A 24,212-nucleotide genomic window follows, 5' to 3' on the forward strand; every position below is an offset into this window, starting at 1 on the left:
ATCAGGTTGATAAAACAAATGCTTTATTCAGTATATAATAAATTTCAATTTTTACGTTTCTATATTTCAATATTAATGGGCGATTTGGCCGCCATCAATCACATAGGTTTGAGCCATCACAAAGCTCGCTTTATCGGATGACAAGTAGAGCACGGTTTCTGCAATTTCATCTGGTGTTGCTGCCCGGTCTGCAGGAACGTTTCCTATCATTTCCTCACGTATTTCGGGATCTTCTAATTTTTCCTTAGCTAGTGGTGTTGCAGTTACTCCGGGTGCTACAGCATTAACGCGTATGCCTTTGTTCGCATATTCAATTCCAGCCGCCTTTGTTAACCCGACAACACCGTGTTTAGCAGCAACGTAAGGGGACATATCGGGATCAGCAATCAATCCGGCAACAGAAGCCGTATTGACAATACTTCCCCCGTCTGCTTTAACCATATATTCGAGCTCATACTTCAGGCAAAGGAAAACGCCTTTTAAGTCATCGGCAATCGTTTGGTCAAAATCTTCTTCTGTAGTATCAATAAAAGAAGCAATTTTAGGCAGAATCCCTGCATTGTTAAAGGCACAATCTATTTTCCCAAAGTGACCGGCTGTTTTTTCTACAAGTGATTTTACCTGATCAGCATTGCTCACATCTGTTTTAAAGAAAACCGCATCTCCGCCATTGGCTTTAATTTGTTGAACGACTTTATCGCTATCTTCGTTTATATCGCCAATCGCTATTTTTGCTCCGCGTTCAGCAAATTTTAACGCCGTCGCTTCTCCAATCCCGGAAGCTGCTCCGGTAATTAATACAACCTTGCCTTCAAAATCTTTTTCCTGAGCCATACGTATCCTCCTCCAAAAATTCGTTAATCCTTTATAAATTCCCGTTTTTCTTTAAAGTTATGCATCGTTAAATGAAAGACTGTACATGACATGCAAAACGCTTCCCCTGTAAAGACGGAGGAAGCGTTTTGCAATGCTGATATAGGATTTTTCGCAAAGAATTAATTCTTTATTTTTTAGTAAGTTTTTTAATCTCTTCTTTGCTTAATTTTGTGATCTCTGCGATTTGGTTGATCGGCATTCCTATTGCTATCAATTCTAAAGCTATTTCTTGATTTCGCTTTTTTATCCCTTCCTCTATTCCTTCCTGCTTTCCTTTCTCCAATCCTCTCTCAAAATAAGAATTCGGCAGCTGCAAAACCATGTCTTTTTCCTCCTCCGGTAAGTTCTCCATTTGCTCCATCATTTGTGCTTCCTCCTCTTTGTTTAGTTTTAAATAAGTCTCGAAATAACCATACATAAAGTGAAACTTCATTCAGCGGGGTTCTGAATGTTAGTTGAGCCAATCGGGCCGTTACTGGCTGTTAGATCTCCCACTTGGAAATAACAGATTTCCTTCTTTTTGATATGGGAGTCTTACAGCCAGTTACACTGCGAGGAATTCCATTTGTGCCGGGTTGATTTTCATCCGGGTGATCATGCGCAGAAACTCCAGCTTTACCTGAACCCGCTCATGCGCTTCATACCCCATTTGACTGAGCAATGCTGCGGCGGCCGGGTTGTCTGATTGAATATATGCTCTCCAGTCTTTCTTGATTAAGTGTAATTGTAAAAAGTTAAATTGAAGGACGTCTTGGGTGGGGGTATCGATTCTGAATTGCGTCGGTTCTTCTTTTTCCCTATTATAACTCAAAACAGCGATGGGTTGAATGGGTTTGCGGTGTTTGGCGTAAAGGTAAGAAAAATAGAGAAACATTCTTTCAGGGAAGTCCGCTTCATGCGTTGATTGTGCTTCGGTATGAATATGCAGGATTTTGTCTTCGTGATTCAGCTTTACTTCGGCGAGGACATCTATTTCCTTCTTGCGGCCATTGATATAGTCCAGATATACTTCTTGCTCAAGGAAGGACACGTTGGAGAAGTCAATGTGAGGGTGGAGATTGGGGAAAAACGCTTCGATAAACTCTTCAAAAAACTCTTGTATCAGCTTTTTCGTCAGCCGATCATGCTTCATGTAGTCTGCTTCTTCTTCGTAAATAACCGGGAATGTAAACAATAGGACACTTCCTTTCTTTGAATTGTCTTTATTTTACCAATCATTTACAAATAAAGCTATATAAATTGAAATTAATAGCTACCGCTACAACGGGTTTCATGGGGTGAGTAATCGCAACCCCAGAAAAACACTACGCTTTCCGTGGGCCCCGAGCTCATCTCCTTTAAAGAAGACTTGCTGATTGGCAAGCCATCAGGCGCAGACAGAAGCAAAGTCGCACTTATGCCCCGCGGGTAGAAAAAAAGAAGTTCGCTTTTTTTTTTTTGCGGGGTCTTCCCTCCGCGCTTTCCCACGACGGACAGGACGTCCTAGTGTCGGTCGTTGGTCACAGGACGTGACCGTTCTTAGCCGACCAGGAGTCTCCGTGTTTTTCTTCCGGGACTGGGACTGCGGTTACTCGCCCCACCGAAAACCATTGCGATTACTCGCCCCATCAAAAACCGTCGCTGGTTACTGTTTTCAATCATTATTTCGTGATTTTTATAAGAAAAATAAAGTGAATTTCTTACTTCAATTTATATAGTCTTATTTTAGATGATTTTCAGCTAAACTGTAATAAACCTTCATTTTATCAGTACTCTCGCAAGTCCCGTAAAATGAAGGTTTTCATTATATAAAACACCTATAGTTTTTATTTTATTATAGATAACGGTTTGGAAAATTACTATGCAAGTTTCATTGCAGGCCATTATATTTTCCGCTCCAACAGCATCGCAGTCAATTCATACAAGGTCTCTTTATAATCCCCGACCGGCAGTTTGTTTAAGGATTTTAATGCCTTGTCTGTATACTTCAGAGCAAGCCACCTGGATTTTTCTATGCCTTTTGTTTTTTCGACAATAGCTAATATCTCCATTAATTCTTCATCTGTTAAATCAGCTTTCTTATCTAAATAAGGATGTAATTGCTCTGGCTGTTCACGTAATGCGTAAATCAGCGGCAGGGTATACACGCCTTGACGAATATCTGCAAGCGTAGGTTTTCGCATGGTGTTGAAATCACCTTTAAAGTCTAGTATGTCATCGATAATCTGAAAGGCCATGCCAATATAGTGCCCCATATTCCAGGCGAGCATGGTCTGCCTTCGTGTTGCTTGACTGGTCACTGCTCCTGAATAGCAGCTGACAGCAAAGAGCTGCGCGGTTTTTCCGGAAATACGCGTTAAATAATCTTTGATGCTGGTTCCCTTTTGGTAGCGCGCATGGAGCTGATCCAGTTCCCCTGTGAGAATCTTTTCCATACTGCGCGCATTAAACTCAAGATGTGCTAATGTGCGCGCGTACTTAGATAAAATAGTAAAGCAGACACAAAATAAATAATCACCGGAATAGATGGCAAATTGATTGCCCTGCTGGGTATGGATGGTTGGATTTCCGTGACGGAAGTCTGCTTCATCAATGACATCATCATGGATCAGAGTGGCCATATGCAAGGTTTCCAGTGCTGCGGCAACGGCTATCGACCTTTCTTTTTCCTGATGTGTTACGTCCCCAATCTGGGAACATAGAAGCGTATAGGCAGGACGCAATAATTTTCCTCCTGAATAGACCAAATCCTTAATTGTAGCTTCGATTTGTTTATCGTGGATTTGCAGGTGAGATTCAATCACCTGTAAAACGGATTGTAAATCAGATTGTAAACGGGGATAAGGTTCCCACATTGGATGAACAGGAATAGTTGGAATCGCCATCATGATAACCTCCATTTAACGAGCATAAGGATTTTTCTGTAGCCAAAGCTATGATACTTGATTGGGTTGCGTATATTTCATTTCTTGCAGGTCCCGGTAATAGTCCAGTTTTTCTACGTGATTTAATAAATAATTAGCTGCCAGACCCATGGCAATGCCTGATAAAATCCCGAAAAAAGATAAAACTGGGAGGTAGAGAAGTACCGTCCATGTTTGGGCAATCCAGCTGGCAATCGTTAATTGTCCAATATTATGCATAATAGCGCCGGCTACGCTGACTCCAATCAAGCTGATTCGGGATGGTCCGAGCTTTTTTACTCCACACATGCCGATAAAGCTTAATATGGCGCCGGCCGCACTATACATAAAAGAGGAGAGTGTACCTCCCAAGAGGGTAGCAAGGATAATCCGTATCATCACAACCTTAGACGCATCTTTTGTAGAGAGCGTGTATAACGCCATGCACGTAATAATATTCGCTAAACCGATTTTTGCACCTGGAGCGATGGCAAAAGGGGAGGGGACGGCTCTTTCTACTAAACTGATAATGACTGCCTGCGCAGCTAATAATGCAATGTATACAAGACGCTGGTTATTTGTCATCGCCAGACCCTCCCAATCTATTTCCGAACGTGTATATAAGCTGCTCAAAATTGATTTAAGAGCTGATAATCATATCTTCTGTTTCCCCGCTGTCTGATTGAATCTCGACGACAAGCTTATGAGGCAGGCAGACAATCGTCTGTCCCGGCCTGGAAATATAGCCGGTTCGCACACAGATTTGGTCAGAGCAGGTAGCACTTTTGATATGAATGCGTTCATTGTCTACTTCAATAATGTTATTGTCATGATCGGATACCTCAATCTCAATTTCTCTGGTTTCGGTATTCCCTGTCAGCTGGATTTCTTCTACAATTTCATTATCTACTGTAATCACCGCAACGTTTACTGAATCTTCTTCAGCATATTGTGACTGCTGTAAAACAAAGATGCCAATAGGGAGAAAAGATAGAAGAACCAACAGGATAACAAGAATAACATCCCAAGGTTTCAGCATATGATAGAAATCCTTCATGCCCATCCCCCCCCCTTATAGCTCATTCAGTAAATATTGACTCATCTCCCCGGCAAAAGCCGGGCTGCCCGATGTTTTTATTCACGATCTTTATAGATAGCCTGCTCTTTTCCATACCAGAATCTTCCCAGTGTTCTTTGCAGCCATGGAACAGCCCAGTAATCTAAACCAATGGAACGTCCGGAACCATTCATTAAGGCGATAGAAGCAGGGAGTGCCCAGATTTGATCCCAGCCGAGCATTGCGGATAAAGTAAACATCATCAGGAATCCGGCACTTGCAGCACTGGCAAGCCAAGTGAAAAGGCCGAATACAATAGCAAGGCCGATGAATAACTCAATGAAAGCCATAACCTTCTGCATAAAGATAGCTACTTCCGGTGTCGGCAGCATAATCTGCATAAACCATTCAAAAATACCTGGCATATCACTTAAAATAGGAGTGGCCCATTCTGCACCGCCATCTACCGCTTCACTTGCACTGCTGGTGGTTGTTTGCAGCCATTCAAATGGCATGTTCACGCTGTTCCCGGTCAGCCAGGAATCTTCTCCGAGTCCCTGAAATAATCGAGAAATACCTGCAGAGCCTGAGGTGACTTCACCCCAAACAGATTCTCCCCAAATTTTAGAGGCTGCTTCATCGAGCCAAAAACCGCCGACAAATAATCGCAATGGCAAGCTCCACAAAACATTTCCATATCTGGTAATTGTATCTCTGAAAATGTTGCGCTTATCCTTGGTTTGGAAAAATTCATGCATAATATAATGAAACATATAATAGCCGCTTCGTATCCCGAAGAAATAATACAGGTTAACCAAGTGCTTCATCAGATTAGCCAGCCAGCCGCTTAAACGCAGCCCCATTAAATTCGCCACACCATATCTGGCTCCGATGGAAACCATCGTGCCATGGTATTTCCCTTCAAATGCTTCTTTTTGGCCATTATCGATTTCCGCAATAATGGATTTAGCTGCTGTCACACCTGTCTGTTCGGCCGCTTCGACAATTTGCGGCGTCGGCTTGCCTTCCTCTTCTTCAAAATAGGCTAAGTCGCCGATAACATAGACGTTCTCCAAGTTTTCTGCTTCCATATATTCATTTACTTTCAGACGTCCTGCTCTGGCAGTCGGGATACCGTAATCTTCTGTATCCGAATTTGCCTTGACCCCGGCTGTCCAAATCAATGTGTGTGTGGAAAGGGTTTTACCTGATTTAAATACGACGGCGTCTTCTTTCACCTCCACGATTGGTGAATTTTTAAGCAATGTCACGCCTTTTTTATTTAAATACTTTTCTGCTTTATCTGCACTTTTTCGGTCGAGCATATTTAAAATAGAGGAGGCCGCTTCGACTACATACAGCTGAATTTCTTCTTCGTCCAGTTTATTTTCCTTTGCTAAACGGTATTTCCACTCGATAAGCTCTCCAATCATTTCAATACCGGTAAAGCCGGAACCGCAAACTGTAAAGGTGAGCATGGCACGGCGTTTTTCCGGGTCATGTTCTAATGCTGCCCGTTTGACGACATCCTCTAAATGCTGCCGGATGCGGATCGCATCTTCCCAGGACCAGAGGGTAAAGCCGTTCTCTTTTACACCTGGTGTACCAAAGTCGTTTGCTTCGCCGCCCATCCCGAGAATAAGGTAGTCATAAGCGAATTCACCGTGTTCCGTGGTGACGGTCTTCGTATCATGATCGACGTTGGTAACATTGTCTGTGACGAGTTTCACTTTGGTGCGGTTAAATAATTTTCGTAAATCAAATTGAATAGCAGATGGTTCTACCCGGTGTGCAGCTACTTCATGTAATTCTGTCATCATGGTGTGATAGGAATGTCGATCTATCAGAGTAATAGAAACAGAATCATCACGTTTGTATTTTTTGGCCAGCTTCTTAGCTGCATGCACCCCTGCGTAGCCGGCGCCAATAATAACAATATTTTTCTCCGCCATTGTATTCACTCCTTTGTAATCAAAATAGATAATGTTAACTTTGTGAACTATTGAACAATTTCATTCTAACATATTCATGAAAAAAGTCTATAGATTTGATAAATAGTTCACAAATTAAAAATAAAATATCAAATAATCAGGTGTGTCATTTTCATGACAAAATCCTTGGTAATAATAGATTTGTTTGTGTTTTTTATAGACATGATACGAAATAAATTATACAATAAACATGTAATATTTGTGAAATTATTCACAATTAAAATTATGTAAATAATTGTGAATTAAATCACATGAAAATAATTATTATGGTGTTTATTAACATTCACAAGGGCGAGGGAGGTATGAAAATGAAGAAACAAATTGGTATCTCACTGATGCTGCTGATGCTGATTATTGCAGGCTGTTCTAAAAATGCCGATTCATCAAGCGATGCATCATCATTAATCAGCAATCCATATAGTGAGACAGAATTTTTACTGGGAACAGTTATCACGATAAAGGTGTATGACAAGGATAAAGAGTCGGCGTTAGATAAGGTGTTTGACCGAATTGAAGTATTGGAACAGCAAATGACTGCCAATGAAGCTGGGTCGGAAGTGGCTGAAATCAATGAACAGGCCGGAAAAGGCCCTGTCGAGGTGTCAGAGGATGTATGGCAGGTGATTAAGCAAGGAAAGGATTACAGTGAATTGGCAGAGGGCTCCTTTGATATTGCTGTCGGTCCATTAACCAGCCTTTGGAATATCGGGATGGATGATGCGAGAAAACCGTTGCAGGAGGAAATTGATGACATACTGCCGTTGATTGATTATGAAAAAATAGAACTCGATGAAGCAGAGCAAAGCGTGATGCTGACAGAATCCAGTATGCGGTTAGACCTGGGAGCAATTGCGAAGGGTTATATTGCTGATGAAGTCATAGAACTGTTAGAGGAGGAAGGGGTCACCACTGCTGTGGTTGATTTAGGAGGCAATATATATGTTATGGGGAACCAGACATCAGGTGATCCCTGGGTTGTTGGTGTTCAAAATCCATTCTTGCCAATGGGAGAAACTGTTGGCAGATTGACTGCTTCGAATCAGTCTATCGTTACTTCTGGTATTTATGAACGTTTTTTAGAAGTAGAGGGTGAAATCTATCATCATTTATTAAATCCGCAGACTGGCTATCCGTTTGAAGGAGAGCTTGCCAGTGTTTCGGTTATCAGTGAGCATTCAATTGACGGGGATGCACTTTCGACACTGCTATATTCAAAAGGGTTAGAGGAAGGATTGGACTTTATTCAACAGATGCAGGATGCAGAAGCCATCTTTGTGACAAAGGACAAAAATGTTTATATCACCGATGGATTAGCCGGCAATTTTGAACTGACAGATGAGGAATTTACGTTAATAGAATAGGTGAGGGGAGCGGGCTATGATGACACTGCCTACGTTTTTAAAGCTGGTAGAAATTCGCACCAAATTAGCTAGTTTATTTCCGTTTTTAATTGGACTATTATTTGTTATCTATCGTTATGATATGTTTGAACCGCTAAACACAGCTATTTTCTTTAGTGCCATGCTGCTGTTTGATTTAACTACAACGGCTATCAATAATTACATGGATTATAAGAAGGCATTAAGTGATGACTATCGCAGACAATCCAATATTATCGGACAGGAAAATATCCCTGAAAAGAGAGTGGTGGCCACGATTATTACCATGCTGGCGATAGCTTCACTATTAGGGATTTGGCTGGTATTTCGTACGGATTTATTTGTGCTGGTTATTGGCATGCTTTGTTTTGCGATTGGTATCTTTTATACATTTGGACCGATTCCGTTGTCCCGTATGCCGCTTGGAGAGGTGTTTTCCGGTGTGACGATGGGATTTGGCATTACGTTTCTAGCTATCTATGTCAATGCCGCTAATCAGAGAATAGCCCATTTAGGCTGGACCGGACGCATGATTACCTTTGAAATGGATGTCCTGCTGCTGCTGGAGATTTTCCTGGTCTCGCTCCCCTGTATACTGACCATTGCGAATATCATGCTGGCAAATAATATCTGTGATTTGGAAGAGGATATTGCCAATAAGCGTTTTACCCTGCCTTATTATATCGGCAGAAAGCATGCTTTGTTATTATTCCATCTGCTTTATGTACTCACATTTGCAGCGATTGTAACTGCTGTGCTGCTTCAGGTGCTGCCTGTCTATGCCTTGCTTGTATGCCTGGTGCTGATTCCAATCACGAAAAGCATCAGACGGTTTAGACAAAAGCAGAGTAAGCTGGAAACTTTTCCGTTATCTTTGAAAAATATGATGCTCGTAAATGGAACGATGGCGATTACCTTGCTTGTATCCGTCATTTTGTAATCTTAGAGAGAGGGGTGGAGAAATGTCAACGCCTTGTGTCAACGTAGAAAATGTCTTTTTTCATTATAATCTGCAAAAGCAGGAGGAAACGATAGCAGACCTTTCCTTTACCGCAGAACAAGGAGAGTGGCTGGCTGTTGTCGGGCATAATGGTTCGGGAAAATCAACCTTAGCCAGTTTGCTGGTTGGTCTGCGCGCGCCCTCCTCAGGAAGCATTTATATTAATGGAATCGAGCTGACAGAGGAATCCAAGTGGGAGCTTCGCAGTCATATCGGATTAGTATTTCAAAACCCGGAAAACCAATTTATTGGAACAACCGTAAAAGACGACGTGGCATTCGCCTTGGAAAATCAGAACATGCCTTATCATGAAATGAAGCAGCGGGTAAATCGTGCGTTGGAAATGGTTGGAATGAGCCGCTATGCAGATCATGACCCTTCCCGTTTATCTGGAGGACAGAAGCAGCGCGTCGCTATTGCCGGACTTTTAGCGTTACAGCCTGCCATTATTGTATTAGACGAGGCCATGGTGATGCTTGACCCTAAAAGCAGACAGGAATTCATGCGTTTTTTACATGATTTGCGAAAACAGCAGCAGCTGACCATTATTTCGATAACCCATGATATGAATGAAGCGGAAGCCGCGGATAGAATGCTGGTTTTAAAGAAAGGCAGAGTGAAGGAAATAGACAGACCTGCCCAGATTTTTCAAAGAGAGGATTGGCTGGATGTTCCTTTTATAGAAGCATTGAGAAGAAAATTAAAAGAACGGGGCAGTGCCGTACCTGACCAATATATGACAGAGCAGGAAATGATGCGATGGCTATGCAGATAAATTTACAGGAAGTAACCGCAGATTATCAAGCAGGTCCGATTCGCAGCCCGGAGATATTAAAGTCAATTAGTACAACGATAAAGTCAGGCTCCTTTACAGCTGTAGTCGGCCAGACCGGTTCCGGAAAATCAAGCTTATTGAAGCTGATGAATGGATTGCTCCTTCCGAAAAAAGGGGAGGTAGCTGTCGGCGAACTAACAATTACGCTGGAAAATGCGAAGCAATCCGTAAAAGAAGCACGGCGAAAAGTGGGGATGGTTTTTCAATTCCCAGAATCCCAGCTGTTTGCAGAAACGGTGGAAAAAGATATTATGTTCGGACCGATGAATTTTGGAGTGCCTGAAGCAGAGGCGAAGGAGATTGCTCTAGAGGTTATTGGGCGTGTCGGTTTAGATGCATCTATTTTGTCGAAGTCACCATTCTCTTTGTCCGGCGGTCAAAAACGGTATGTGGCGATGGCGGGAATATTGGCCATGCGTCCAGATATTCTTGTTTTAGATGAACCTGGTGCCGGGCTGGATCCAAAAGGGAAGAAAGAAGTGATGGACCTGATCCATGCCTGGCATAAAGAGCGCGGGTTAACAACGTTGCTGGTTACCCATGATATGGATGATGCAGCTTATTATGCAGACGAAGTTATCGTGATGGAGGAAGGCAGAATAGTTTTTCAGGGGGAGCCTGAGCATTTATTTGCCGATGTATCTGCGGTTCATCAATGGGGACTGGAATTGCCGCAGGCCAGAAAGCTGCAGGTAAAGCTGGAGCAGGAAGCGGGCGTTACCTTGCCACAGGTTTGTCTGACGCTGGATCAGCTGGCAGATGCTTTAATAGAGGCGGGATTAGCATGAACAAATTAATCTTAGGACGTTATTTCCCTGGCGATTCACTGCTTCATCGTATTGATCCCAGAGCTAAACTAATCGCAGGGATTTCTTTTATTTTTATCTTATTTATTGCCAACAATTGGCTCACCTATCTGGTGCTGTGGCTTTTTACCTTTACGATGATGAAGATTTCCGGAGTCTCCCTCCGCATCTATATTCGCGGTGTCCGGCCGCTGATATGGCTGATTTTATTTACCGTGCTGTTACAGGTAATGTTTACGGCAGGGGGCGAAATATATATCGATTGGGGACCAATTACCATTTCATCCTTTGGTTTAATCAATGGGGTATACATTTTTAGCCGCTTTGCCATGATTATTTTTGTATCGACAGTCATTACTTTAACCACGAAGCCAATTGATTTGACAGATGCGATTAATTATCTGCTTCAACCTTTGAAACGGCTCAAACTGCCGGTCGACGAAACATCACTCATGCTGTCGATAGCGCTTCGTTTTATTCCCATTATACTGGACGAAACGCAGAAAGTGCTGGATGCACAGCGTGCCAGAGGGATTGTATTTGGCGAAGGGTCACTGCTTCAGCAGATGAAGAAAATCGTTCCGATGTTTGTTCCATTGTTCGTCAGCTCCCTGGTCAGGGCAGAGGATATGGCGAATGCGATGGAGGTAAGAGGCTACCAGTCCAATCAACCAAGATCCTCCTTTCGACGCTTGCATTGGCGGAAGGGAGATACGTTCACTCTTTTTGCCATGGTGCTGCTGTCGGTTATCCTGATCGTATTACGGACAGAGGGGCATCACTTTCATTGATAGATGGATTGGTGTCATTTTTAGAAAAGAAGGTTACACGAAAACGTCTCTTCTCTGATTTTTGAACAGGGAGGAGACAGTATGATGGAATAAAGAAAAAACGCAATAAGAACGGCCGATTTTTCTACTATTTAAAAAAGCGGACAAGCTTTGACTTGGCCGCTTTTTTAGCGAGGTATCTGTTTATTTAATTTGAATCGGGGAGGGGGAACAGGACGCATCCTGTCAGAGCCTTGCTATTTTTATTCGATTTCGCCTGTTACTTCTCCATCAATGGTTGCGGAGCTTTCTGCTTCTTCATTTGCAAATTGTAAATTTCCGTCAATGGTTGCTGTTTCATCCAGCATAAAGCCGTTTGCTTCGACAATTACGTCACCTTCCAGAGTACCGCCTTGAAAATTCAAGTTTTCACTCTGTACGGTCATGCTGGGAACGGTAATCGTAAATGAGTCTGTAATGTTATGGTCTTCATCTTGTGTATATGGAGCAATTTTACGATAAATATCACTGGATTCGTCGTCTTTATCGTAGAATTCGCCGGCAACCACGACATCCTCATCTATGGCGATATCATCCAGTGTAGCGATAATCCAAGTTCCATCCTCGCTGACTGCGTTGACAAAGGCGTCGGGCTGATCAACAAGGGATGCGGTTGTGACGACATCTTCTTCTGTTTCCTCCGTATCGTTTGTTGCATTTTCGTCTGTCTGCTCCTCTTCGTCAGCACCGCATGCGGCCAAAAATCCCACTAACAATAGGGACAAAAAGGACATAAATATAAGCTTGAATCTCATCATAAAACCTCCTAAGTGTTGTCTTGTGATTATCTTCACAATAAGTATATCATAGAATGTGGAGGTATTTCGTGAAGTATTTGTGAAATAATGAACATGATGAATAGAAAGTGTGACAAATTTAAATCAATAAAGTAAAAAGGGGTTGTATGTATAAGCTGCCTTCGTATAATGCTTCGTCCAAACGACTAAAAGGAGAGGAATTGGAAAAGGAATGGCATCATAAATTTTGAATCTGTTATTTTGCAAAAACCATCCTCTCATGTTATTATACGTTTAAATATAAGTAAGTTTATAAGAATTATATAATTAAAGTGAAGGAGTGCATATAATGAGTCATGTTCCATTCATTGTAACAACAGACTGGCTTGCGGAAAGATTGGATGATTCAAAACTGAGATTAGTAGATGCAACGACTTTTTTAAAATTGCCGGCAAGCGGTTATTATGATATTTGGTCAGGGAAAGAGGCGTATGAAAAAGGGCATATTCCAGGTGCTGTTTTTGCTGATTTATTAGAAGATTTATCCGATACGGATGCGGAGTATGCTTTTACCCTTCCGCCAAGAAAGGAGTTTATTAAAAAAATCACTGAATTAGGAGTCGGCGATGAAGACACGTATGTGGTCGTTTATGACCAAGGTGCGCAAGTAGATAGTCCTGTTGTGGCTTCGGATTGGGCATCCCGCTTGGCTTGGCAGCTGCGCTATGAGGGCTTGGAAAATGTCGCGGTGCTTGATGGCGGCTTTCCAAAGTGGAAAAAAGAAGGCAGACCGGTAACCACAGAGTCAGGCTCATATCCAAAAGCAAGCTTTAGCGGCGGGCGAAAACCCGAGCTGTTTGTTAACAAGGAAGAGGTAAAACAAGCGATAGATGATGACAATGTTATTATTATCAACAGCTTAAATGAAGCTGCTCATAAAGGCGAAGTGAATACGTATGGCCGTCCAGGACATATTCCAGGAAGTGTAAACGTCTTTTTCGGAGATCATTCTGACTCCGAAACATTGGAGCTTTACGATGATGAGATAATCCGGGAAACGTTTGAGAAAGCAGGAGCCCTTGATCCGGATAAGAAGGTGATTACCTATTGCGGCAGCGGGATTGCAGCAATTTGGAATTCAACGCTGTTAAACAAGCTTGGTCAGCATAATGTTGCCGTGTATGATGGCTCTCTGACGGAATGGGCAAGTGATCCTGACCTTCCGCTGGAAACAGATAAGTAAATAATGGAGAAAGATCGAAGCGCCCCTGCATAGAAGCTGCAGCAGAGGCGCTTTTTTAAGGTGATTTAATAAAGTTATCATTTCCTATTTAAAAAAATTGATATGCTTGGTTGATCTATATATTATCATTCGTTCTTCTTGTTTTGGCTAGTGACAATGATCAACACGGCTAAAGATGTAATAAAAGAAGCTGTAGCCATTATAAGTGTCATATTGATACCCCTCCTATAATAAAATCCCAAGTGCTTTCCAAAATAATCAACCCGTTTAATTGAGAATTATTATCATTTGTAGTATATTAGATACTAAAGGCAAATATAATGGAGGAGAATATATTATGCAAATATACTGGACGAAAATAAATAAAATTATTGATGAAACACCTGAGGTTAAAACATATATGCTTGACTGCCCGGAAGGTTTTACGTGGGAAGAAGGTTCCCACACCCACTTCGCACTGGAAGGGTTTAATGCCGGAGAGAAACCGAACCGCAGTCTGATTCGCCACATGTCGATTACTACATTACCGCATGAAAATTCCATCGGCATCACAACACGTATTAAAGAGCAATGTTCTGAGTTTAAAACGATTTTAAGAAATATGGAAGTCGGTCAAGAGGTTGCTATATTTAAAACGCATTCGAATGTACCGCTTAAAAGAGAAGATAAAAATGTTTACTTGCTGTCGGCAGGTGTCGGTTTGGCAACCTTCAGGCCGCTTGTACTGGATTATCTCGAACGTGCTGATAACGTTAATCAAATTCATTCTCTGAACATCGATTCAACAAAGGATTTCTTATTCACGCCTATTTTTGAATCCGCACCTGATAAAAAATTCACGTCGCAGTTTGTTGATAATCGGAAAGACTACTATGAAGAAGTGAAAAACCTTGCAGCTGATAAAGAGGGCCTCTTCTATGTTGTCGGCAGTGACGAATTTCTTCAGCAGAATATTGACGTGCTTTTAGAGCAGGGAATCAAGCCGGAGCAGATTATGCTTGATAAACATAAACAACAGCTGCCAGCGTTTTTAACACTGAATGTATCCATGTAAGCAAGTCACTTCTAGTTGGTAAATAAAAAAGAGCGGCCGTTTTCAGCCGTTTCGCTGAGCTAATAAATGAATTGGTTTATTACGAAGGAAAGTGTATCCTGATGTATCGCCCACTGTTTTTACACATCCTTCGAAGAATACAGAAGATAGAAAAGTTAAACCCATACTCGCCAGTTTTTATAAACGACAGGAGAAAATTTCGGCTAAAAACCCCTCTAATGGACAAAATAAAATGAAACAAAGCAGGAGGGGTATAAATGCAGAAAAATCAGGATAAGAAATTTACAGCGGCTGGGACAAATATTGAAGCCGTAAAAAAGGCAAACCAAAACTCAGGTATGTCTTATAATGAAGTCAAAGAATTCCTAGCTAAAACAACGGGAGGTCACGGGACAGAAATATACAGTGATACCAATTTGGAAGAAGTAAGCGTGCAGAATCAGCAATCTCCTAAAAACAGTAAATAACAAGGAAGCATCTGCTTTTTAGCAGGTGCTTTTCAGTTTCTTCTGCTATAATAATAAATCAATGAAAATCAAGTAAAATAGCAACATCTTATTCTTTGTTTTAAAAAGATAAAGGAGGGTATCTTCAAGGTTTATCTCTCAAATGTTTGATATTTTCATAAAAAGGGAAAAGAGGTATTAATTCATCTCGCTGCTTCACCACAAATATAAAGAAAAATCAGAAATAATGTATGTGAAAATAATCGTTTAAGGATATATTCATTTGTCTTTTTCTCGATGAGAGCGGTGAAAAGGTTAACTGTTTAAAATGGAAAATAAACACTTTTGCATCATGAATTTATCACGGAGAACCGTCCGTATAACTCCCTCCTCAAAATAAAAAGAGAATAAATTTATTTAGGCGGGAGTTCAGGTGAGCTAATTCCCTGAATCGCTCAGGCTAATTCAGTGGGAGAATGTAGGAAACAGACTTCATTCTCCCACTGAATGAAGTTTCGTTTTATCATTTTTTTCAAAAAAATGATATGATAATTCTACGGTAATTGGAACAGGAGGAAACAACATGAAAGAAACAATCGATAAAAATGCCTCATTGCGAAATGATGTCAATATGCTTGGAAACATATTAGGAGAAGTTTTGAAGTTACATGGAGGTACAGCATTATTTGATAAGGTAGAATCGATTCGGGAAATGACGAAAAGTATCCGAAATGAGTATGATGAAGATACATATCAAACGTTAAAAAGAGAAATCAGCAATTTAAAACCGCCTTTACGTCAGCAGGTCATCCGTGCTTTTTCTATCTATTTTCATTTGATTAATATTGCGGAGCAAAATCACCGGATCAGGCGCAAACGCCAGTATCTGCTGGATGAGGAAAGCAGCCAGTCTTTTTCTATTGAAAAAGCCGTATCCAAAGTGAAAGAAAGCAACCTTACCAATAAAGGAATTCAAGAGATACTTAATGAATTATCCATTGAACTTGTTATGACAGCACACCCGACAGAGGCAACGAAGCGGACGGTGCTGGAAATACAGAAGCGCATATCGGCGCATTTACGGACATTGGACAATCCGCAGACTTCACAAAGAGAGAAGGCGGATGTGGAAGAAAGTCTGTTTAATGAAATCACTGCTTTATGGCACACCAATGAGCTGAGGCAAAGAAAGCCGGGAGTATTGGATGAAGTAAAAAATGGACTTTATTATTTTGACCAGACATTATTTGAAACCTTACCCGATGTCTTTCAAGAAATGGAAACACAGCTGCAGAAACAAATTCCAGAGGGAAATTGGGAAGTACCAAATTTCATTCATTTTGGTTCCTGGATTGGAGGAGACAGGGATGGCAATCCGAATGTAACTCCAGAAATCACTTGGCAGACATTGGAGATGCAGAGGGAATTGATTTTGAAAAAATACGAAGCTTCTATCGTTGAGCTGATGAGACGATTTAGCCAATCAAGTCAACGAATATCTATTAATCAGCAATTTATTGATAGAATGGAAAAAGAAGAGACCAGCTATTTAAATGAGAACGATAAATGGCCAATCAAGTCAGAAGTATATCGACGTAAATTTGCCATTATTCTAAAACGTTTGCGTGAAACAGGGAAAACGTCACAGGGTTATGATTCTCCAGAAGAACTGGTTCATGACCTTAAAGAAATCAAAGAAAGTGCCGAAGCACATTTGCCAAAGACGAAAAAGCTGAAAACGATTCGAAAGGTCATCCGGCAAGTAGAGATGTTTGGTTTTCACTTAGCCACATTGGATGTACGAAATCATAGTGGAGAGCATGAAACGGCTGTTCATGAGATTTTAACGGCTGTTCATGTTACAGATGACTATGCTGCGCTTGGTGAAGAAGAGAAACAAAAAGTATTGTGTGAGGTTTTGAATGATCCGAGACCTCTGCTGCTTTTCGATGGCGGTTATTCTAAAGAAACACAGGATATTTTGAAAGTCTTCAAAACGATAAAAAATGCACATGAGGAATTTGGAAAACGAGCAATTGAAGTCTATTTAATCAGCATGTCAGAATCGCCGAGCGATCTCTTGGAAGTGTTGGTACTTGCTAAAGAAACCGGGATTTATCGTCTTTATCCAGATGGAACGGCGGAAAGTGATCTTGATGTCGCTCCATTACTGGAAACAATCGATGATTTGATTGCAGGTCCGGATATTATGAAGACATTGTTTGAAACAGAGGTATATCAGAAACAATTAAAAGCACGCGGGCAACATCAGGAAATTATGCTTGGCTATTCAGATGGAAGCAAAGACGGCGGTACGTTAAGCGCTAACTGGAACCTGTTTAAAGCACAGGAGGAAATCCATAATATAGCAAGACAATACCAAATCCGTCTGAAATTCTTCCATGGCCGCGGGGGTTCGCTTGGCCGTGGAGGCGGTTCATTGAGTACCAGCATCCTTTCCCAGCCTGCGGAGACTCTAGAAGATGGTGTGAAAATTACGGAGCAGGGAGAAGTGCTTTCTTCCAGATATCTTCTTGAAGATATTGCTTACCGAAATTTAGAGCAGGCAGCCTCTGCTTTATTTACAAGGTCCGCCAAGGTTTCAAATACACCGGATCAAGAAGAACTGCGTCAAAAAGAATGGGAAATCACAATGGAATCTATTTCCCAAAAATCATTGAAAAAATATCAATCGCTGGTGTTTGGCGACCCGGATTTTCTAGCGTTTTTTAATCAGGCAACTCCTTTGACGGAATTGGGTGCTTTAAATATTGGATCGCGGCCGATGAGCAGGAAGAACAGCCAGCGTTTTGAAGACTTACGGGCTATTCCATGGGTATTTGCGTGGACACAATCCAGGTACATGCTGCCTGCATGGTATGCAGCGGGCACAGGTCTGCAATCTTTCATTGAGGAAGATGCGAGTCATTTAGAAGCTTTACGAGCAATGTATAAAGAATGGCCTTTCTTCAAAGTGACGATTAATAATTTACAAATGGCATTGATGAAAGCAGATATGAAAACTGCTGAAGAATATCTGGAATTAGTTGAGGATTCGGAGACTGCAAAACGGATATATGAAGATATTGCAGATGAATATGAACGTACAAAAAAGGCGCTGCTGGACATTTCCGGCAATGAGGAACTGCTAAGCCACACGCCAAATATTCAAGGTTCTGTTCATCTTCGTAATCCATATGTCGATCCGCTTAATTTCCTGCAGGTGGATTTAATCCATAAATTAAGAGAAACAGATAATCCTCCTGAAGATCTGGTGACCGAGGTGTTACTGACAATCAATGGGGTAGCTGCAGGATTAGTGAATACAGGCTGATGAAAGAACGGAAATAATTTTAAAATGAAAAAGCTAATTGGTTACCCGTTTTATAACCAATTGGCTTTTTCCTGTGGGATGTGTGGTTTAAATCATGGAGAATCGTTATTCAACCTTCTGTTAAGTGAAGTATAATCCATAACAGGGGAACATCATCCAGAAAATATGACAAGTGTCATATCAAATTACTGACAACTGTATCTAACATTTCATTGCTCGATTCCTTATACTGAAATCATAGTAAGTTTATAAGGGCGGGGATACCAATGAGCAAACAAAAGCAAGCACAGCTTAGAAAAGACGTTATGCCATTCGCAACATCTAAAACGAAAACGAGTATTGTTCAACTATTGAATACGATACCTCCATTTTTTATCCTGTGGATTTTAGCTTATCAAAGTTTAGCTGTTTCCATTTGGTTAAGTTTGTTATGCAGCATTGCTGCGGCGGGCTTCATGGTCCGAACGTTTATTATCTTTCATGATTGCGCGCATCAATCTTTTTTCAAAAAACCGAAATTAAATCGACTGCTTGGCACCATTACCGGCGTAATTACTCATTTTCCCTTTGAAAAGTGGAAAAGAGAACATGCGATTCATCATGCGACAAGCGGCAACTTAGATCAGCGAGGCACCGGTGATATCTGGATTATGACTGTAGAGGAATATGAAAAGGCAACAAAATGGGAGAGACTGCAATATCGCTTATATCGCAATCCAATTATTTTGTTTGGTTTAGGACCATTTTCGCTATTTCTCTATAGTAATCGGATTAATCGTAAGGATGCGAAAAAAAAGGAACGAAAGAATACCTATATTATTAATATCTCATTAATTGTGATTTACTGTCTTATAGGCTTTCTGCTTGGCTGGCAGGCGCTTGTATTCGTGCAGCTGCCGATTGCTTATATTGCAGGTTTCTTAGGAATCTGGTTATTCTATGTTCAGCATCAGTTCGAGGATTCTTATTTTGAGAATGAGTCAGAATGGGATTATGTGAAAGCAGCGGTAGATGGCAGCTCCTACTATAAGCTGCCGAAATGGTTAGAATGGATGACGGGAAGTATTGGTTATCACCATGTGCACCATTTAGCACCCAAAGTCCCTAATTATCATTTGGAACAAGCACACCGCGAAACGCCGCCATTACACAATGCGACTATCATTACGTTAAAAACGAGTTTGAAATCAATCAAATTCCGTCTCTATGATGAAGAACAGAAAACATTTATCAGCTTCCGCGAAATGAAGCATCGTTTAAATCAATCAAAAAATCAAAGGATAACGACAGCAAAGTCAACTTCTACGATTCGCTCATAACTGGCTTGGCTGCACACCCCCTACACGTTTTAGGGGGTTCTTTATCGTTCACGAGATATATTTGGTATAATAATGTCAAGCGAGAAAATAGGGGGACAAATCGTGCGTCAATGGTATTATATTTTTCCAAGAAACACAGGATTAAGCATATATATTTGGGTTATTTTTTGTGTGTTGCCGTTTTACTTTATTTTTCGCTCTACTTCGATTTGGGAGATCGGTGTTGGCGTATTGTTAACATTACTTTTCTTTGCGATTTACTGGTTTACCTTTAACTCCCTTGAACCGTTTATGTATATCGGATTAACGATGGAATTTATTATTAATACGGTGATGACAATTCTATATGGATACGTTTATTTTGCTTTATTTACTGCATTTTTTGTTGGGAATGTTCGTGGCAAAGCAGGGTTTATCACGATGTATGTGATACACATGGTCGTGATTATAGGTTCCATCACGGCAGGATTTTTCTTTAATTATTCCCTGTTTCTAAATCAGCTGCCATTCTTGATTATGACCATATTAGGAGTTATTCTGATACCTATTAATCGTTATAATCGTTTGAAACAGGAGGAGCTGGAGGAACAATTGGAAGATGCTAACCGCAAAATTGCTGAACTTGCAATTGTAGAAGAGCGGCATCGAATAGCCCGTGATTTACATGATACCTTAGGTCAGAAATTATCGATGATCGGTCTGAAAAGTGAACTTGTGGGGAAACTGCTGGAGAAAGACCCTGCAAAAGCGAAAAAAGAGCTGCAGGATGTGCAGAATACAGCCAGACATGCATTAAAAGAAGTGCGGGAAATGGTGTCGGATATGAAAAATGTTCGCTTGGAAGAAGAGCTTGCGCATGTCGAACAATTAATGGAAGTCGCACAAATCAAGCATGAAATTATAATTAAAGTAGATCAATCATCGTTGCCAATGTTAATGGAAACAGTATTAAGTATGTGCTTGAAAGAAGCAGTAACGAATGTCGTAAAGCATAGTCAGGCAGATCACTGTTCCGTGGAATTTTCAGAAACAGAAAAGGAAATAAGACTGCAGGTAGAGGACGATGGGATAGGGAAGAATAGTGTTCCTGAATTTGGAAATGGCCTTCAAGGGATGAGAGAGCGTTTATCCTTTATCAACGGGACATTAGCTATCACTGCACATTCGAAAGGGTTTAAAGTAGATATGACGGTGCCAAAGATATTAAGGCAAATGGAGGAGGTTTGAATTTGATTCGGATTGTAATTGCAGAAGATCAACAGTTATTGTTAGGAGCTTTAGGCGCGCTCCTGGATTTAGAAGAAGATATGACCGTGGTAGGAAAAGCAGGTAATGGGGAAGAACTGTTGGCATTAGTCAAGCAAGAGCGCCCTGATATCTGCTTAATGGATATTGAGATGCCAGTTATGACAGGTCTGGATGCTGCAGAGTATCTAAGGGAGGATTCCTGCAAAATTATTATTCTGACCACCTTTGCAAGACCCGGCTACTTTGAACGGGCTAGAAAGGCAGAAGTCGATGGTTACTTATTAAAAGATAGCCCCAGCGAGGATTTGGCCGACTCCATTCGTCAGATTATGAAGGGGAAGCGTTTGTATTCCTCCGAATTGATCGATCTTGCCTTTGCAGAAGAAAACCCCTTAACCAAACGGGAAATAGAGGTCCTGCAGCTGTTAACACAGGGGGGAACAACCAAGGCGATTGCAAAAGAATTACATTTATCCAATGGAACCGTTCGAAACTATATTTCAATTATCTTGGATAAACTAGAGGTGGATAACCGGATAGAAGCCATAGCGAGAGTGAAAGAAAAAGGCTGGTTAAGTTAGTGCTGTAAGGACATTACTTTCGGTTTGAAGAACGTTGGTATTTTTGAATTGCCAAGATTTTTGTTAAAACACGACTACTTTTACCGCAATCTAATTCAACAGTTTCTTATTATCACTTTGGAGCAGCAGATTTACTTCTTCTCACTTTTTTAAAAATAGTATATACTTATTCTCAACTGAAAGAATTGTATTCTTATCAGAATGAAGGAGATTCTACATAGAAAATGAGGGGGAGTAAATTTGAAGAAGATAATTGGATGGACGATACTGTTTTCCTTGTTAGTTATGATGGCAGCATGTGCAGATGACAGCGGTCCAGAAGATGAAACAGAAGCACCTGCCGAAGAAACGGCGGAAGAAACACAGCTGAAGGCAGGCTTAGCGTCAGAACCTGTATCGCTTGATCCGCATGCAGCAAATGATGGTAATTCGTTATATGTAATGAATACCTTGTATGATACATTGGTAGAACAGAATACAGACTTGGAAATACAGCCTGCACTGGCGGAAAGCCTGGAACAAATCGAGGATACGGTCTGGGAGGCGAAGCTGCGGGAAGACGTTACTTTCCACGATGGTTCTCCTTTTAATGCGGAAGTGGTAAAAGCAAATTTAGACCGTGTACGTGATACGGAAATAGGTTCTCCGCTTGGCTTTCTCTTTGACATGATTGAAAACGTTAAAGTGATCGACGAATACACGGTTCAAATTGAAACAGCATATCCGTTTTCCGCATTACCTGCCCATTTAGCACATCCAGGCGGGCATATGATCAGCCTGGAGGCGATTGAAGCAGATAATGAAGCAATTGCAAATGGAGAAGAACCTTTTTCTGTTGTAAATGAAAATCCGATAGGAACAGGTTATTTTAAATTTGAGGAACGTGCTGTCAGCGGGGAAATAACCGTAGTAAAGAACGAAGACTATTGGGGAGAGCAAGCTGGAATGGACTCTATTGCATTCCATTTTGTTCCGGAGGATTTAACTCGCATTGCGGAGCTTCAGACTGAGGACTCTGATTTTATTTATCCGGTAAATGCCAATAATGTGGAGGAAGTCGACAATAATGATGGCACACATGTGATGCAGTCTGATAGTGCCAGTATGACGTATCTAGGCTTTAACGTAGAGCGTGAGCCGTTTGATGATGAAAGAGTCCGTCAAGCGATTGCGATGACCTTAGATAAGGATGAAATTATTAATGGCGTTTTGAACGGAGTTGCTTTACCGGCAAAAGGGCCTCTTGCACCGACTGTATTTGGATATGATGAAAATATAGAGCCTATTGACAGAGATGTGGAAGAAGCTCAGTCTCTGATGGAGGATGCCGGCTATGCAGATGGCTTAGAGGTAACCCTGATGGCTTATGATACAAATACAGGCGATATCGCACAAGTCATCCAATCGCAGCTGAATGAAATCGGAATAGACGTGGACATTCAAATGACAGAAACAGCTACTTATTTAGAAGATACTGCAAACGGAAGCGTTGACATGTTTTTAGGAAGCTGGGGAACGGTAACGCTGGATGCGGATTACGGTTTATACCCCATGTTTCATTCTGATAATGCTGGTGCGCCGGGGAATCGTTCCTTCTATGCAAATGAAGAAGTGGACGGGTTGCTGGAAGATGCCAGACAAGAGGGCGATGAAGCAGAAAGGCTATCTCTCTATGCAGATGCACAGCAAATGATTGTAGATGAGGCGCCGATCGTGCCGATTTATCATTCTGTTCTTTTATCCGGCTTGCGTGATGAAGTAAATGGATACTATCAATTTCCAAGCAGCTTCCCATTCTTTAGAGATGTCACAATTGAAGCAGAATAATTAATAAAGAAGCAGTTCTATAAAAGGAGCTGCTTCTTTATTTATGCGTTTAAGCACTCTTTTTACATGCCTCTGCACATTGGAAGCAGGCATCCGCACATTTCTGACAATGCGCATGGCTATGTTTTTTACATTCATCTCCGCATGCTTCACAAATGTTAGCACAAACCGAAGCAAGTTCCTTGGCAAAAGGCGTATCTCTGCATAGAGCTTGTGCCAGATAGGAACAAATTTCGGCGCACTCTCTATCCAAACGGATGCATTCGGCCATCATTTTAATATCTTCTTCTTTTAGACATGCATCGTAGCAATGATTACATGCAACAATACAGTTTTGCAGTGCGTCAATGAGCTGCTGATGTTGTTGATGGGACATGAATAAACTCCTCCAAAGTGTATGTTTTTAGCTTGCAAGTTATAACATTCCCGAGAAGGCAGTGATTCATTCTTTTTCTGTTGGAGTTTATCGCAAACAATTGCCTGTAAGAATAGAATGCTAAGGTGTTCATAAAAACATCAGTTATATATAAGACAATTTATTCATATACATACTGGTAACATGACTTAAGGGAAGTATAGTCTATAAAAATAAATGGTATACCTAAGAAGTGCTTAAACAAAGTACTTCGAAATTAATGTAAGGGTATATAATTAACTCGGGATGAACCTTCGTACTAACCTTATTAATTTAGCAGTTTTTTCATTTTTAGTAGATAGACAACAGGCATGTTCTTCTGTTTTCCATAGGTAACCTAGAATTTTTAGGT

General features: G+C 41.1%; 22 protein-coding genes. 13 read left to right on the forward strand and 9 right to left on the reverse strand.

Going from position 1 to position 24,212, the window contains the following annotated elements; translation table 11 throughout:
• Positions 1-72 precede the first annotated feature (72 nt).
• The 7 genes from ACFO3P_RS09825 to ACFO3P_RS09855 all read right to left on the reverse strand — a co-directional run bounded on the left by ACFO3P_RS09825 (position 73) and on the right by ACFO3P_RS09855 (position 6,767).
• Positions 73-834 carry an SDR family NAD(P)-dependent oxidoreductase gene (locus ACFO3P_RS09825; protein WP_379542382.1) on the reverse strand — a complete coding sequence of 254 codons (762 nt, stop codon included), beginning with the start codon at positions 832-834 and terminating at the stop codon, positions 73-75.
• 169 nt (positions 835-1,003) lie between these two features.
• Positions 1,004-1,240, reverse strand: a complete 237-nt coding sequence (locus ACFO3P_RS09830; protein ID WP_084612938.1) for a helix-turn-helix domain-containing protein — start codon at positions 1,238-1,240, stop codon at positions 1,004-1,006.
• A gap of 180 nt (positions 1,241-1,420) precedes the next feature.
• Positions 1,421-2,050: an RpnC/YadD family protein gene (locus tag ACFO3P_RS09835; protein WP_379542383.1), complete on the reverse strand. Its 630-nt coding sequence runs from the start codon at positions 2,048-2,050 to the stop codon at positions 1,421-1,423.
• Between the two features lie 688 nt (positions 2,051-2,738).
• Entirely contained in the window at positions 2,739-3,725 is a 987-nt protein-coding gene (locus ACFO3P_RS09840; RefSeq protein ID WP_193065360.1) for a polyprenyl synthetase family protein, read from the reverse strand.
• A gap of 63 nt (positions 3,726-3,788) precedes the next feature.
• A complete protein-coding gene (locus ACFO3P_RS09845; protein ID WP_212929324.1) occupies positions 3,789-4,343 on the reverse strand; it encodes a Gx transporter family protein in 555 nt (184 codons plus the stop codon).
• Positions 4,344-4,398: 55 nt separating this feature from the next.
• Positions 4,399-4,815 carry a NusG domain II-containing protein gene (locus ACFO3P_RS09850; RefSeq protein ID WP_042532757.1) on the reverse strand — a complete coding sequence of 139 codons (417 nt, stop codon included), beginning with the start codon at positions 4,813-4,815 and terminating at the stop codon, positions 4,399-4,401.
• Between the two features lie 77 nt (positions 4,816-4,892).
• A complete protein-coding gene (locus ACFO3P_RS09855; RefSeq protein ID WP_212929325.1) occupies positions 4,893-6,767 on the reverse strand; it encodes an FAD-dependent oxidoreductase in 1,875 nt (624 codons plus the stop codon).
• A 347-nt stretch (positions 6,768-7,114) separates the two neighbouring features.
• On the opposite strand from ACFO3P_RS09855, the gene ACFO3P_RS09860 reads away from it, so the two are divergent.
• Genes ACFO3P_RS09860 through ACFO3P_RS09880 form a run of 5 tightly spaced genes read left to right on the forward strand, consistent with a single transcriptional unit; the run spans position 7,115 to position 11,617 of the window.
• A complete protein-coding gene (locus ACFO3P_RS09860; RefSeq protein ID WP_212929326.1) occupies positions 7,115-8,167 on the forward strand; it encodes an FAD:protein FMN transferase in 1,053 nt (350 codons plus the stop codon).
• A 19-nt stretch (positions 8,168-8,186) separates the two neighbouring features.
• Positions 8,187-9,125, forward strand: coding sequence for a 1,4-dihydroxy-2-naphthoate polyprenyltransferase (gene menA / locus ACFO3P_RS09865; protein WP_289584867.1), 939 nt, complete (start codon positions 8,187-8,189; stop codon positions 9,123-9,125).
• Between the two features lie 22 nt (positions 9,126-9,147).
• Positions 9,148-9,960 carry an energy-coupling factor transporter ATPase gene (locus tag ACFO3P_RS09870; RefSeq protein ID WP_193065354.1) on the forward strand — a complete coding sequence of 271 codons (813 nt, stop codon included), beginning with the start codon at positions 9,148-9,150 and terminating at the stop codon, positions 9,958-9,960.
• A complete protein-coding gene (locus tag ACFO3P_RS09875) occupies positions 9,951-10,808 on the forward strand; it encodes an energy-coupling factor transporter ATPase (RefSeq protein WP_193065361.1) in 858 nt (285 codons plus the stop codon). Before ACFO3P_RS09870 ends, ACFO3P_RS09875 begins: the two co-directional genes overlap by 10 nt.
• Positions 10,805-11,617 carry an energy-coupling factor transporter transmembrane component T family protein gene (locus ACFO3P_RS09880; protein WP_289584863.1) on the forward strand — a complete coding sequence of 271 codons (813 nt, stop codon included), beginning with the start codon at positions 10,805-10,807 and terminating at the stop codon, positions 11,615-11,617. Before ACFO3P_RS09875 ends, ACFO3P_RS09880 begins: the two co-directional genes overlap by 4 nt.
• Before the next feature lie 242 nt (positions 11,618-11,859).
• Here ACFO3P_RS09880 and ACFO3P_RS09885 read toward each other — a convergent pair whose 3' ends face one another.
• Positions 11,860-12,411 (reverse strand): hypothetical protein, encoded by a 552-nt coding sequence (locus ACFO3P_RS09885; RefSeq protein WP_052485009.1) that lies wholly within the window; start codon positions 12,409-12,411, stop codon positions 11,860-11,862.
• A 331-nt stretch (positions 12,412-12,742) separates the two neighbouring features.
• Here ACFO3P_RS09885 and ACFO3P_RS09890 point away from each other — a divergent pair, with 331 nt between their 5' ends.
• The 8 genes from ACFO3P_RS09890 (at position 12,743) to ACFO3P_RS09925 (ending at position 23,445) form a co-directional block, all read left to right on the forward strand.
• Positions 12,743-13,636 (forward strand): sulfurtransferase, encoded by an 894-nt coding sequence (locus ACFO3P_RS09890; protein WP_379542384.1) that lies wholly within the window; start codon positions 12,743-12,745, stop codon positions 13,634-13,636.
• 337 nt (positions 13,637-13,973) lie between these two features.
• Positions 13,974-14,690: an FAD-dependent oxidoreductase gene (locus ACFO3P_RS09895; RefSeq protein WP_042532769.1), complete on the forward strand. Its 717-nt coding sequence runs from the start codon at positions 13,974-13,976 to the stop codon at positions 14,688-14,690.
• 257 nt (positions 14,691-14,947) lie between these two features.
• Entirely contained in the window at positions 14,948-15,157 is a 210-nt protein-coding gene (locus ACFO3P_RS09900; protein ID WP_042532770.1) for a gamma-type small acid-soluble spore protein, read from the forward strand.
• 562 nt (positions 15,158-15,719) lie between these two features.
• A complete protein-coding gene (gene ppc / locus ACFO3P_RS09905) occupies positions 15,720-18,470 on the forward strand; it encodes a phosphoenolpyruvate carboxylase (RefSeq protein WP_193065356.1) in 2,751 nt (916 codons plus the stop codon).
• A gap of 266 nt (positions 18,471-18,736) precedes the next feature.
• Positions 18,737-19,789: a Delta(5) desaturase DesA gene (gene desA, locus ACFO3P_RS09910; RefSeq protein WP_042532773.1), complete on the forward strand. Its 1,053-nt coding sequence runs from the start codon at positions 18,737-18,739 to the stop codon at positions 19,787-19,789.
• Between the two features lie 102 nt (positions 19,790-19,891).
• Positions 19,892-21,016 carry a sensor histidine kinase gene (locus ACFO3P_RS09915; RefSeq protein WP_042532775.1) on the forward strand — a complete coding sequence of 375 codons (1,125 nt, stop codon included), beginning with the start codon at positions 19,892-19,894 and terminating at the stop codon, positions 21,014-21,016.
• 2 nt (positions 21,017-21,018) lie between these two features.
• Positions 21,019-21,618 (forward strand): response regulator transcription factor, encoded by a 600-nt coding sequence (locus tag ACFO3P_RS09920; protein WP_193065357.1) that lies wholly within the window; start codon positions 21,019-21,021, stop codon positions 21,616-21,618.
• A 240-nt stretch (positions 21,619-21,858) separates the two neighbouring features.
• A complete protein-coding gene (locus ACFO3P_RS09925; RefSeq protein ID WP_042532779.1) occupies positions 21,859-23,445 on the forward strand; it encodes a glutathione ABC transporter substrate-binding protein in 1,587 nt (528 codons plus the stop codon).
• Positions 23,446-23,494: 49 nt separating this feature from the next.
• Here the strand turns inward: ACFO3P_RS09925 and ACFO3P_RS09930 are convergent, their stop codons facing one another.
• The gene (locus tag ACFO3P_RS09930; protein ID WP_042532781.1) at positions 23,495-23,821 is read right to left on the reverse strand and encodes a four-helix bundle copper-binding protein; all 327 of its coding nucleotides are present in this window, start codon (positions 23,819-23,821) and stop codon (positions 23,495-23,497) included.
• Positions 23,822-24,212 lie beyond the last annotated feature (391 nt).

This window comes from Oceanobacillus aidingensis (genome assembly GCF_042654105.1).
GTDB classification, from domain to species: domain Bacteria; phylum Bacillota; class Bacilli; order Bacillales; family Amphibacillaceae; genus Oceanobacillus; species Oceanobacillus oncorhynchi.